At 63.3% G+C, this 13,069-nt stretch carries 7 protein-coding genes; 3 read left to right on the top strand and 4 right to left on the bottom strand.

The genetic code is table 11. The annotated features are described in order from the left end of the window. Positions 1-17: 17 nt before the first annotated feature. The 3 genes from M2281_RS18435 to M2281_RS18445 are packed head-to-tail and all read right to left on the bottom strand — an operon-like array spanning position 18 to position 6,193. On the bottom strand, positions 18-2,231 hold the full coding sequence (locus tag M2281_RS18435; protein ID WP_280822645.1) for a CHASE2 domain-containing protein: 2,214 nt from the start codon (positions 2,229-2,231) through the stop codon (positions 18-20). A 28-nt stretch (positions 2,232-2,259) separates the two neighbouring features. After that, positions 2,260-4,845 (bottom strand): FecR domain-containing protein, encoded by a 2,586-nt coding sequence (locus M2281_RS18440; RefSeq protein WP_280822646.1) that lies wholly within the window; start codon positions 4,843-4,845, stop codon positions 2,260-2,262. A gap of 1 nt (position 4,846) precedes the next feature. Then, positions 4,847-6,193 carry a tetratricopeptide repeat protein gene (locus M2281_RS18445; protein ID WP_280822647.1) on the bottom strand — a complete coding sequence of 449 codons (1,347 nt, stop codon included), beginning with the start codon at positions 6,191-6,193 and terminating at the stop codon, positions 4,847-4,849. Between the two features lie 240 nt (positions 6,194-6,433). Here M2281_RS18445 and M2281_RS18450 point away from each other — a divergent pair, with 240 nt between their 5' ends. The 3 genes from M2281_RS18450 to M2281_RS18460 are packed head-to-tail and all read left to right on the top strand — an operon-like array spanning position 6,434 to position 12,451. Beyond that, a complete protein-coding gene (locus M2281_RS18450) occupies positions 6,434-8,449 on the top strand; it encodes a cysteine peptidase family C39 domain-containing protein (protein ID WP_280822648.1) in 2,016 nt (671 codons plus the stop codon). After that, a complete protein-coding gene (locus M2281_RS18455; protein WP_280822649.1) occupies positions 8,439-10,229 on the top strand; it encodes an ATP-binding cassette domain-containing protein in 1,791 nt (596 codons plus the stop codon). The genes M2281_RS18450 and M2281_RS18455 overlap by 11 nt, the downstream gene beginning before the upstream one ends. Then, positions 10,214-12,451 carry a SulP family inorganic anion transporter gene (locus M2281_RS18460; protein WP_280822650.1) on the top strand — a complete coding sequence of 746 codons (2,238 nt, stop codon included), beginning with the start codon at positions 10,214-10,216 and terminating at the stop codon, positions 12,449-12,451. Before M2281_RS18455 ends, M2281_RS18460 begins: the two co-directional genes overlap by 16 nt. 259 nt (positions 12,452-12,710) lie before the next feature. Here M2281_RS18460 and M2281_RS18465 read toward each other — a convergent pair whose 3' ends face one another. Next, entirely contained in the window at positions 12,711-12,971 is a 261-nt protein-coding gene (locus M2281_RS18465; protein WP_342394267.1) for a DUF982 domain-containing protein, read from the bottom strand. Positions 12,972-13,069: the final 98 nt, after the last annotated feature.

Consider the following 13,069-nt stretch of genomic DNA (forward strand, 5'->3'; position numbering starts at 1 on the left):
AGCTCGCCATTCCCCAGCTATTTCGAGCGTGCGACATAGACGCCGTCCCATTCACCCTCCGGTGGGTCGATGGTCAGGGTAGCCAGGCGTTCGGCATAAAGGTCGTAGAGACCCGCAAGCTCGGCCGTTTCGTGGAGGCGTAGCGCAGCAAGCGCATCGTGTGCAGAGCGGAAATCGCCCGTGCGGTAGAGGTCGAGGAACGCCTGATGCCGCTGAGCGAGACCGCGAAACGCCTTGCCTTCGGCAACAGCCTCATCGCCGAGCAGCGCATAAAGCCGGACAGGCGTCGAACGCCCTTTCACCCGAACAAAATCCGCCTCGAGGAAGGCCAACCCCTTTACGGCCTGGCGCGTGAACTCGCTGACGGCGATCGTCACGCCGTAGAGCTTCGTCAGGCTCTCGATGCGCGAGGCGAGGTTGACGCTATCGCCAAGCGCCGAATAGCTGAAGCGCTGGGCCGAGCCGAGATTGCCGACGCAGGCCTCGCCACTATTGATGCCGATGCCGATGCGGATCGGCACCAGGCGACGTTCGTTCAGCCGCTCGACGGCGCGCGCCATGTCGAGCGCGGCGCGGCAGGCCTTTTCCTCGTGATGCTCGATATCGAGCGGCGCGTTCCAAAAGGCCATGATCGCATCACCGATATATTTGTCGATCGTCGCCTCCCGAGTGAGCAGCACATCGGTCAGCGGCGTCAGCACATCGTTGATGAGGCTGGTAAGCGCCTGCGGGTCCATGCCCTCCGAAAGCGTGGTGAAACCGCGGATATCGGAAAAGAGCACGGTCAGGTGCCGGGTCTCGCCACCAAGCTCCAGCGCCTTTGGCTCCTCGGCGAGCCGCTCCACCAGCGCCGGTGCCAGATAACGGCCGAAGGCTTTCTTGACGAACTGCTTCTCACGGTTCTCCAGCGCCAACCGGAGTGGGATGAGCACCAGGAAGACTGCCAGCAGCGTAACCACGGCTCCGACGGGATCGATCAGGTATTGCGCGCGAGAGAAGGCGAACCATGAGGCCGCGAGCGAAAGGCTGGCGAGCACTGTAAAGACGAGCGTGCTGGCCAACGCGGAACGATGGCTTGCGACGAGGATCAGGATCACTCCCGCGACAAATGTCACCAGCAGCGTCGCACCCTGTGCCCAGTCGGGCTCTTGCAGGAAAACCCCGGCAACGATTTGATCTATGATTTCGGCATGAACGTTTACGCCGGGCATTGCCGCTGAGATGGGCGTCGCCACGATATCGCGCAAACCGACCGCGCTTGTGCCTACCAGCACAATGAGGCCTTCGAGCTCCGTCAGGTCGGCCCTGCCCCTGATGAGATCGGCGGCGCTTATGACCGGCATTTTGGAAAGGCCTGAATAGTAGACGCGAAAGCGCCCGTCCGAGCCCGTGGGAACCGTCAGCTCCCCCACCCGCATGGCACTCATTCCCGGCCGGCCGCCGCCGCCTTCGCTGCTGGCGTCGTTGCTGCGGATCACGAATCCTGATGCGCCTTGTGCCAGACGCAAGGCCTCGACGCTGAGCGCCGGGTAGAGTCTATCGGCAGCAATGGCGGCAAGCGGCATGGTGCGAATGACATGGTCGCGGCTCGTGGCAAAGGAAAAGAAGCCTGCCCCCGGCGCCGCCTTATGGAAGATATCGAGATTGCGGACGGCACCGGCAAATTGCGGCAGATAGGCGCGCGGATCACCACCGCCGAAGGCGAAACCAGCCTTGGCCTCAGGTGGGGTCTCGTCTCGTTCATCGGTCAGCGCGAGACCAACGGCGGCATTGGCGTGCGACAGCGAGCCGGCCAAAACCTGGTCGCTGTCGAGCTGGGCAGCATCCGCCGACAGGCCGATGCTCGCGCCCCGCTTGCGAAGCTCGTCCACAGCCTTGCCAAGCGATAGCCGGTCAGGCTCCGAGAACACGATGTCAAAGCCTATGGCGGCGACGCCGCTCTGTGTCAGACGGTCGACCATCTGCGCAATGACATCCCGCGACCAGGGCCACTGGCCCAATTCCGCAATGGACTTCTCGTCAATATCGACGACAGCCACCGGCGGTTCGGTGGTGGGGCGTGGCTGAATGCGTTGATAGGCGTCAAACAGGGGATTGGTCAGGATGTCCGTCGAAGCCGGAAATGCGCGCCAGAGCCCGAGGCACAGGAACAGCACCAGCACACCCGCCAGGGTCGTCGCTGACGGACGTGGGAACCTGCGCTCACCGGAACTTTTTGGCGCGCGCTTCATCTGCCACGAGTCATTCCGCTGCCGGCAATCAATTGCGGTTACCGCCGAAGATGCCGGATGCCGACCAGGCGCCATCGGTCGTCGAGAACGCCCCGAGAATGCCCTTCGCCTTGTCCGCGCCGTTGTTGGCGAAAGAGCCGGTTATGTCGGTTGCGCCATTGGTGCCGGTGAAGGTGGAAGAGCCGGCAAAGGAAACGTCACTGCCGAAATTGTGCCCGTCGAAGTTGCTGATTGAGACGTTGCCGGTGCGGGTGCCGAAATTCATCGTCGCGTTCATGGTGCCCGCGGCGATGTACTGCGCGTTGCCGTTCACCACGGTCCCCACGGCATTGCCGTCATAGGTCGCCGTACCGTTCTTCGGCATGTCCACATTCGCGGTGATGTCGCCGATCACCCAATTGCCCATGTGACCGGATGCCCAATAGCCATCGCCGCCATCCGCACTGCCCCACCAGCCCCAGCTCAGATAGGAGCAGCTGCAGAGTTCCGAGGACGTGCCGCCATTGAAGATCTTGACGGGCGCAACCTTCGAATTCACCACATAGGAGCGGTGGTTCTTACCGGAAGCCGCGAAATTGTCGTCGTCCAGATAGACAGCGCCGCCATAGCTATCCGTGAAGCCGATCTCGTTATGCGGGAGCGGCGGGCCACTGAACTGAGCGAACTGTTCGAACAGCGCGTTGAACGTCGCATTGGCCGCGTCGAACTGCATTTTCACCGTGCCGGCCCGCGCCGACGTCGTTCCGTCTACGGACAGCGCGATGGACGAAAAGCCGTTTAGCGTCCGCCCGCCATAGTTCCGCGTCACGCTCGTGTCGGTCGACGCGAGATTGCCCACATGCCCCGTCGAAAACCCGACTTCATCGAAGCCGGGATAGTTCGCCTCATCCCGGAAGGAGGAATAGGGATTTTCAGGATCGTTGGTCAGCACCACATACTGGCCGCCAGGACCGAAGATCGACGATCCGCCGTCGCCGCCGGCAACGCTGACCACGGTGCCCTTGTGGGCCGTAGAACCATCAGATGGATCAAGCCGGTCGCTGCCGCCCCGGTCGCCTTTGAAACCGTAGGATTTACCATCCCCCAGCAGCGAAATAGCGCCGGTCATGACTCCAAGCGCACTCTTTTGTTCCGGGCCAGTGCCATCGATAACGATCCAGGCCTGCAATCCCCTCGCCGCGACATTGGGATCGCTCCCGCCCGGTGTTCCGGCCACGAGGAAATCGCTCGAAACGGCGCCTGAAAGATCGACGCCGGCAAGGCGCGGCGCATACGTGAAGGGAATGACACCACCAAGGCTGCCTACCAAGGGATTGGTGGCATCGGCGCTGAGCGCGTAGTGACGCGTTCCTGAGGTAGCGAAGGCGCCGGGGACGTCAGCCGTCGGTCGACCGGCGATGGCATAGAGCGGGTTCGTGCCGTTCGTCAGCATATAGGCGCGGAAACCATCGAGGCCGACATAAGCTTTGCCGGAATAGGTCGAGCCACCGAAGGCGTAGCCGGAAACAGTATGAGCCTTGAAGGCGCTGTCGGCATAGACCGGCAGTGACAGACTACCGCCGCCGCCGAGCGCCAACGTTCCGTCCTGCCCGACGCGACCGATCAGCGTGCCAGTGCGATCCATTTCAGGCGAGCCACCAACAATGCCGTTGCCGCCGCCATCGTCGACCGGCAGGGGTAGGAGAACGCGTACCTTTGAGGTGAGGCTGGGGCCACCCCCTTCGCCACCGCCTTTGCGGATTGTCTCTTCGACGATAGCCGCCCTTGTATCGGCAGCAACCGTCTGCTGCGCCAACGCGCCCGGGCGCGCTTCCGGAACAGGGATGTTTGCCGGTAAACCAGCGTCCGAATTGTGCTGCGTCACGCCACTTCCACGAACCTGACCGTCCTGCGGCTGACGGGAGACACCCCCGTGGGCACCGTCTCGGCCGGCGAGTTGGCTCTGCATGGCCGCCTGGAAGGCGGGCGGCGTTCTTGTCACAGACCGCCGGTCGCCATCGACGATGACCGAATAACCGGCCTGGAAAAGCCGGTGTGACGCGCCATTCCCCGTCAGCGTGACTTCCTTGCCGAAGATCAGGGACACGTGGGGTGGATTGCCGCCATGGCCGCCCTTCTTGTCCTTGCGCGAGCGCGCCTTGCCCAGGCGCTGGCCGATCGCGCCCAGATCGATATCAACCACCGCGCCGCGGATGCCCGCCGTACCGACAGGCGTATTGATGGTTGCACCGCCCGCCGTCTTCGATGTCTTGCCGCCTACGAAGCGCATAAAGCCCTTGGAGAGGCTTGCCACGACCTTGGCCGTTCCAGCGTCGGGATCGTAGACGAAGCTGTCGATCGTCAGGCTTGAGTTCGGGCCGACCGTGAACGCCGTGCCGTCGGCAAGCAGGATCTGGACAAGACCACCCTCGTTGGTGTCGATCACCTGGTTGTGGATCACATCGTCGCCGATGGCGATGGTCTTTACGCCCTGACCCGGGATTCGAGCCTGGGCATCCTGATTGACCGCCGTTGCAACACCCACGCGGGCCGCCTCGGCAACCGAGCAATTGGTCGCCACGATGAGTGCCGTCAGAGCGGTTGCGGCAAGAAGTGCTGTTCTCGATCGTCCCATCTCAGAAAACCTTCGTCAGGCTGATGCCGAGGGTGGCATTGTCGAATGTTCCCGTGTCGTAGTTGGACCACGACTTCTGGTAACCGGTCTGCAGCAGGGCGGCCCATTCCGTCGTCAGCGGAATGGTCTGAGTCAGGCCAAGGGTCCACATCGTCGTGCGCTGCGCGGCAGAACTGATCATCGGATCGGCCGCATCGTTCTTGCGGCGGGAGATCTGATTGGTGATCGATATGCTCCAGGGCTCCGGCAGGCCCGCAAGCGGCGATCCGTACTGGATCGTAAGGCCGGCAAAGCCACTCGCCTGCCAATAGGCATTTCGTGCGATGTCAGCCTCGAAGCGGTCGACGGTGCCTGCGAGGTCGAGGGTCAGACTATCCGACAGGCGATACGAGGAAACGAGTTGGCCCTGGAACCGATCGCCACTCTTGTCACTCATCTGCGGATGCGCATCGGAATCGTGGTAGCGCTCATGGCGATATTCACCGCGAACGCCGTAGAACCAATCCGTGGTCGGGCGCGCGCCGAGGAACACCCCGCTGCCCAGGCTCGATGTCAGCGGATCACCCGACAGGATGCCGCCACTCGCAATGCCGTAGACATCGAGCGTATAGTTCTCGAGGCCAAACCGGTTCAGGTCGAAAGACGGGCCGGCGGCCAGTTCCGCATAGGCAAGGTTTAGCTCCTCGCGCTTCGCATAGCCTTCGCCGTAGGTCCGCAGGCTTGCCTTGAATTCGACGCCCTGGGCCGGCAGGTCGAACACACCCAGGACATTGCCCGAGATAAACCCACTTAGGTCGGGTGCCTTGCGAGCATCTTCCGAGAGCAAGTAGTCGAGGCCATTCAGATTGACAAAGGCCGATGCCGGGCCACCGTTGGCGTTGGTCTGATAGCGCGTGCCGATGCTGAACGAACCCGAATAGGACGAGGCACCGTTTCGGCTGGCAATCGCCGCCTGGTATTGGGAAACCTTGTTGCGCACCTCCTCGGGCACGTCACCATTGGAAACCGCGGCATCGAAATAGGTGCCTGCAGTGCTATAGGCCCCGAGGCGAAAATATAGCACGCCCAGTTCGAGTTGCAGCCGCGGAAGGCCTGGCGCGAAGATCAGCATGCGCTCCAGCGTGGCGATCGCCCCTTCTAGATCGCCTACCTGCGAGGAGAGCGCAGCATATTCGAACGCGGCATCGAGATTGCTGGGGTCGTCCAGCATCACCTGGAACAAGGCTGTCCGCCGCGCCTCAATCCGCTGGATGTCGCCCGCGGCGGCGCGGGGCGGGCGGTTAAGATCACGCGGAGCAGCTTCGGTTGCAGATACGCCGCCCAACGACAGGAACGCGCAGGCAGCCACGCCACAGATCCACCTGGATAGCGTTTTGCCAAAAGTCATATGTCGCCCGAGACCCCAACCAATTCCAGCGCCCAATTAGCACGGCGAGCAAAGAGATGACGACAAATCAATGGCTTAGGATTGGAGCCTTTCCGTCCCAAAATAGTTGCTTTTTGTCCCAGGCAACGTTTTGCACCATCGCATGCCCGCGTGTTCCGCTATCGGTTGGGCAACGGACGGCGCGTTTCAACCAGTGCGGCCATGGGCAATTTGACGAAAGAGAACGGCAGGCTGCCGGCAGGAGGAATACGCGTCCGGACGCCGGAAGTACGGCAGGGCGAGCATGCCGAATGCGGCTTGGCCGCGCTCTCCATCGTCCTCGGCCACCATGGCCTGCATGTACCGATGGCGGAGCTGCGCCAGCAGGCGGGCACCACCCTGTTCGGCTCAACGATCCGGCAATTGCGAGACATCGCCCGCAGCTACGGCTTTGAGGCCAAGGCCCACCGCACCGAACCGAAAGACATGTCAGTCATCGGCCTGCCGCTGATCGCGCATATGCGCTTCATCCATTTCGTGGTGGTCGAGTGCATCGGCAGCGCGGTCGTGCATGTCAACGATCCGTCCTGCGGACCGGTCGTTCTGGACCGGGCGGAATTCGACCGGGATTTCACCGGCATCGTCCTTTCGGTGAAGCCGGAAACGGTGGCGCGGCGCGGCAGGCCCTTCTCCTTCGCGACCGCCCTGTTGGACACATGGAAGCCGCAGTGGGCGAAGCTGGCCCTGGCCGGCGTTGCCTCCGTTACGGGCGGCATCGCCGCCACGGCAGGCATCTGGCGACTGGCATCGCACGGACCTGCCAGCCTCGGGATGGACTTCCTTCTCCTGGCGGCATCGCTTTGCACTAGCTGGCTCGCGATCCTCCTTGTGGAACAGGTTGGACTCGATGCACGGCGCCGGTGGAGCTCCGACTTATACGCGGCGCTCGGCAAGGCCGGCAACGAACATTATCTCTTCAGCAAGCCGGAGCAGACGCTCGCTCAGTTTTCGGCCCTCGATCACGTTCAGAACTCGAACATTCTCCGTGCCCTGCTGACGGTGCTCTGGCTGCTGGCCGCACTCGCCTCGGGCACGGCGCTGGCGCTCGGTCCGGTTCTGCCGGTAGCTCTTATCAGCCTCCTTCAGATAGGCCTCCTCGGCTGGGCTGCGACTCGCCGCGGCAGCCGGATCGCACGAAACGGCCATGCGGAACTTTCCGCGCATGGCATCGATGCTGAACACCTCGCCGATTCCGATTGGTACAGGATTGGCCAGGCCAGCGACGGCCTCTTCTCCCGCGTGGCAGGGCATCATGCTCTGGTCGCGTCCGAATTCTTCAAGACGGCTAACGAACGACGGCGCATGGACACGACGCTCTTCGGCCTAGACATGGTGAAGATTGCTGCGCCCTTTTCTATCGCCGCCGCCCAAGGGGAGATTGCCGGCCTTGTCCTTGCGCTAAGCGTTGCCGCGGCCGGCAGCGTCATGCTCCGACGTATCGGCAGGGACATCCACTTCCAGCCACTGAAGAACGCCTTGCACCGGCTTGGCGACCTGCCGGTCGAGGTCGTGAAGGATCCGCCTGCGTCGCCGCGGTCAGCAGGCGGGAAATTCCGCATGGAAAATGCCGGCTGGTATCCGGGCGGCATCAATCGCCCGCCCATCGAGAGTGTCTCGGTTTCCCTCTCGCGCGGAGAGGTTCTTGTCGTTAATGGCGCCTCCGGCGCCGGGGCGACGACCTTCGCCCGGCTGGCTTCCGGCATGCTGGACCCCACGGAAGGTATCGTGACCCTCGGCGGCATTCCCCTTGCGGAACATCCCCCGACCGTCGCCATCCTCGTCGACCATTTTGTCCCGATTGTGCCGGGGACGCTGCGGGAAAATCTCAGTTTCGGCGCGTCAGGCATCGGCGATACCACCATGCTGGCCGCGCTCCGCCTCGTCGGGCTCGACGACGTTCTAGCGCCACGCGGCGGCCTTTCCCTCATCTTGAAGGCTGATCAGCCGCGACTGAGCGGCGGCCAGTTGCGACGCATCGCCATCGCCCGCGCTCTCTGCCGCTCGCCTCGCCTTCTGGTGCTCGACGAGGCACTGGACAACGTCGAGACCTCTCTGGCCAAGACCATTCTCTCCCGGTTGCGGGCGCTCGGCATGATCCTGGTCGTCACGACGAAGAACGCCGATCTGCTTGCCGCCGGCGACCAGCGGCTGGACCTTGGAGTCGCCAATGCGGCCTGAGGGCATGGAGGGACGGGATCGCCTGCGGTTTCGGCGGGTACGCTTCGCAGCGGCCTTGAAACCGTCGCATAACGCCGGCCCGCTCCTCGTTCACGACCACGACCGCAAGGCTTGGCTGCGGCGCATCGCCGTCGACGCGGGGGATCGCGTGGACATGCCCTATCCAACGGTTCCGGCAGGCCGGCTTTCCCTTCGCAGTTGGGTCGCGCGCTGGCCTCTCTCTCGCTCCCGTGCAGCGGTGCTGGCGGATGCGGTGCTTGCCGGCTTTCCGATCATGACGCTGCTCCTGCCCTATCTGCTGTTGCAGGCCCCGAATGACCTCATCCGAGCTGGTCTCATCGTTGCCGCCACCTGCCTGTTTTCGGCGTCCTCCCCCGCCCGTCAGCGACTGGAACGCGACGAAAGCGTCCGCATTCACGCTCGCTTCTGGGACCGGATCATCGAATCCACGCTCCCCGCTGCCGATCCCGACGATACGAGCGACGATTCCCTGCAGCGGGCCTTCCTGCTCCGACGCGGCCTGGAAGGCGTGCTCACCCTTGCCGCCGAAGGCAGGAATCTGTTTGCCCCCGCCGCGGTGACCATTGCCGCGGCGGTCTTGATCGTTTCATTGCCGGACACGACGCTCCACGCACTACTGGCGATCATCCTTCCGCTTGCACTAAGCTTCACCTTCTTGCTGGGTGGACGTCAGCTCGCATTGAGCAACCGCGTCGCCTTCAGCCGGCATCGCGTAACGAGACTTGAAATTCGACTGGCGCGGGCGATGCCGAACCTTCGGCAACTGGGGCTTGCGCCACAACGCCTTTTCGAGCTGGTAACCCGGCAGCAAGAAACCGCGGAACACCGGCGCGCGTTGCGCATGCTGGGCGCCGCTGCTGGGGCTGCTCCCTTCTGGCTCACCGCAGCGAGTTTGGCGATGGTTCTTGCCATGCGCCAACCCCTCGATGCCGCCGGGCTTGCTGGGTTGCTTCTGCTGGTGCCGGCCACCTATTGCGCGGCCGATATTGGCCAGCGCCTCGCCCAACTGCTCGACGCATGGCGGCGGACCGGGGCAATACGGCCATTGCTGCTCGACCGGCCGTGCCCTACCGCGGAAGAATGCCCGGTCGCTCGCATCCGGACCGTCCGGCTGGACGACATCCATTTCCACCACGACCCGGCCTCCACCTCCCTCTTCACTGCCTTCTCGCTCGCGATTTCCTGCGGCGAAGTCGTGGCCCTCACAGGGCCTTCCGGCAGCGGGAAATCGACGCTCATGGCTATACTGATGGGGCTAAAGACCCCGCAAGCCGGGCGCATCGCTGTCAATGGCCAGTGGCGTGACTGGCCGGCGCTCTCTACCTATCGCACCCGCATCGCCGGCATATTCCAGGACACGCCCATCGGCTTCGTCACCATTCGCGGCATCATCAGCCAGAACGCACCCATGGCTCGGGAAGCGGACGTCCTCCAGGCCGCGGCCGATGCGGGCCTTGCCCAGGCAATCGCTACCCTCCCCATGGGCTTGCAGACGCTAGTTGTGGAAGGCGGCTTTCCGCAGAGCATCGGCCAGCAATTGCTGATCGCGCGCGCACTCGCCCAGGCGCCAGACCTCCTCGTCCTCGACGAGACCTTTTCCAACCTAGACCAGGATGTCGTTGCGGGCATCCTCGCAGCGGTGCGCAGGCGCGGCATCGCCCTCCTCTTTGCCACGCATCGGGCGGACCTGGCCTTGCTGGCGGATCGAACTGTCAACCTCGACCCAACTTCGAAGGAGTTGCGATGCCCGAGCACATGACCTCGCCTCAATCCGCCGACGCATCTGCAAGCACTACCGGGTTTCCCCTGTTGACCCGCAACTCCTTGCACGCCGCCATGTTCGGGCTGATCGCCGGCATCGATGGCCTCGGCACCAGCGTCGCCTTCGCGGCCCTCATCTTCTCCGGTGGCCTGTCGCAAGGTTTTGGCACCGGGGTCAGCGTCATGCTGCTCAGTTCCGTCATTCTCGCGGTATACGTCTCGCTTCGCAGCCGCTATGCGACCAGCGTCGCCCAGGTACAGGAAACCACGATCGCGATCCTTGCCTCCGCCGTCACAGCTGCGACCGGCGCGATGGCCGCCGCGAACGCCGACGAGAAGGTCAGCACGGCCTTCGCCATCCTCGGTGCGAGCACCTTGGCGACGGGGGTCTTCTGCTATCTGTCGGGCCGATTTCGCCTTGGTGCCCTCGTGCGCTTCCTTCCCTATCCCGTCGTTGCGGGCTTCCTCGCCGGTTCTGGCTGGCTGCTGCTCGAAGGTGCCCTGATGATGGTCACCAACGCCGATACACCGTTCGACATGGCGCAATCATTCCGCGATCCCGCCGTTCTCGGCCTTATGCTGCCGTCCATCCTTTTCGCGCTGGCCATGGCCGCCAGCGTGCGCCTCTCGCCGAGCCCGCTTGCCCCGCCCATCCTCATGCTCGTTTCGATTGCCTTGTTCTATCTCTGCCTGTGGGCAGCCGATCTACCGGTCGAAACGGCGCGTGCATCGGGCTGGCTGCCCGATCTTTCGGGTCCCGGCGGACTGCAGCTGCCCTCCCCGCTCGCGATCATCAGAGAGGCCGATTGGATGGCGGTACTTTCCGTCCTGCCGATGCTTGTCTCGGTTCCGCTGATCGCCATGGCCGGGCTGCTGCTCAACACGAGCGCGCTGGAACTGGCGGCGGGCCGCGACATAGATGCGAATGCTGAGCTGAAGACAACCGGGCAGGCCAACATCGTGGTCGGTCTTCTCGGCGGAGCCTCGGGCTTCACCGGCCTCAGCATCACCCTGCTCGCCCGCAGGCTCGGCGTTACCGGCCGCTCGACTGGCATCGCCACCGCCGCGGTGATGGCTATGGCCCTGCCCTTCGCCACCGCACTCGCCGCAGGCGTCCCGCTCTTGCTTGCCGCAGGACTTATGATGATGCTGGGCGGAGAATTGCTGTATGACTGGGCCCTTGCCACGCGAAGGACCCTACCACGCCTCGAATGGGCGGTGGTGCTTGCGATCGTGCTGTCCATGATGGCCTTCGGTTTCATGACCGGCATGGCTGCCGGACTGATCTGCTCTGTCGTCACCTTCGTCTTCAACTATGCGCGCCTACCCGTCATCCGCCTCGCCGCAAGCGGCCACAACCGACGCAGCAGCAACGACCGTTCCGCTGCCGCAAGCCATCTGCTCAATGAAAATGGCCACCGGATCCATATCCTGGAGCTTCAGAACTACCTTTTCTTCGGCACAATGGAGCAGATCGTCGGCGCTGTGCGGCGACGGTTTGCAGAGGGCGGCGCACCGCGTTTCCTGATCCTCGATTTCCGCAATGTCAGCGGCGCGGACTCCGCCGCCGTCGCGGGCTTCTCGAAGATCTTCAACATGGCGGCCGTCGAACGGGTTGAAATCACGCTGTCAGCCCTGCCGCCGGCCGTCAGGCATCTTCTGAAACCCGCGATTGAGGACAGCTGCCACTGCGGAGCCATTTCCGTTGCCGTCGATCTCGACCATGCGCTCGAGGCTTGCGAGGAGCAGTTGCTCGGGGCAAGCAAAAGCACCCACGAGCCCGAAGACATCGCGCTGCAACTCGGGCGGGCGCTAGGGCCGCACCCTCGGCTGGCTGACCTCGTGTCTGTTATGGAGCGCGTGGAGTGCCGTGCTGGTGAGAAATTTATCAGCGCCGGCGAGGAAGCCGACGACATTTTCGTTGTCGGCTCCGGCAGCGTCAAAGTCCAGGTCACGCTTGCCAATGGCCGCCCGCTGCGACTGCGTGGCATGACGGCCGGCGCCGTGCTGGGCGAGGTCGCCTTCTATTTGGGCGGCGCCCGTACCGCCGATGTCATCGTCGAACGGCACGCGACCTTGTTCAAGTTGACGCGCTACGTTCTGGAGAAACTGGAAACGCAAGATCCCGAACTCGCCGTCCTGGCACACCGCCTCTTCGCCCGCGCCCTCGCCGAACGCCTGACGATCGCAAACCGTCTGACCATGCTCGTGAACGGCTGAACGGCCGGGCATTTCCGGGGTCTCGCCTTCCATTTCTCAGGAAGATCAGCAAGTAGAGGCGAGAAATATCTGTGTTCAGCCTCGGTCGAAAAACTCAGCTATCGCCATACACCTACATCGCCTTCACGCGGCACCTTGGAATGCCATTACCGGAACGAGCCCTCAGGCCAAAAGTGTTTACCTAACATCACCGCTTCTATCGGAGACTTATGGAAATCGCGGCGATTTTGTCGTCCCTGCGTTCCGTTCCGGCATGAGATCAGGCGCGAGTGTCCTCGTCGAGAAGAACGCGGGCCTCCTGTGCGGCTTCGATGAATGCCCTCCGAGCGACGCTGGGAGGCTTCTGGCCCTTGAGGACCTCAAGGCAAGCTCTCATGGCCGCTTGCCTTTTTTCATTGTGGGTAGACGGCCAAGCGCGCAGCAGAATTTTGGCGGCATCTTCCGTGCCGCACACAATGCGGTCGCGATCAATTCGACCAATTTGAATGCGCACTGGTTTGTGGAAACGCCTCATCCCCATGCACGGTGCTCCGTATCCAACAATGCCCGTGGTCAGGATCGGTCACCCTTGAGTTGCGGACAAGGCTTCACCGCACGCAAATCCACAGGAATTGCCCT

It is taken from the genome of Pseudaminobacter soli (ex Li et al. 2025), assembly GCF_029892515.1.
GTDB classification, from domain to species: Bacteria; Pseudomonadota; Alphaproteobacteria; order Rhizobiales; family Rhizobiaceae; genus Pseudaminobacter; species Pseudaminobacter soli_A.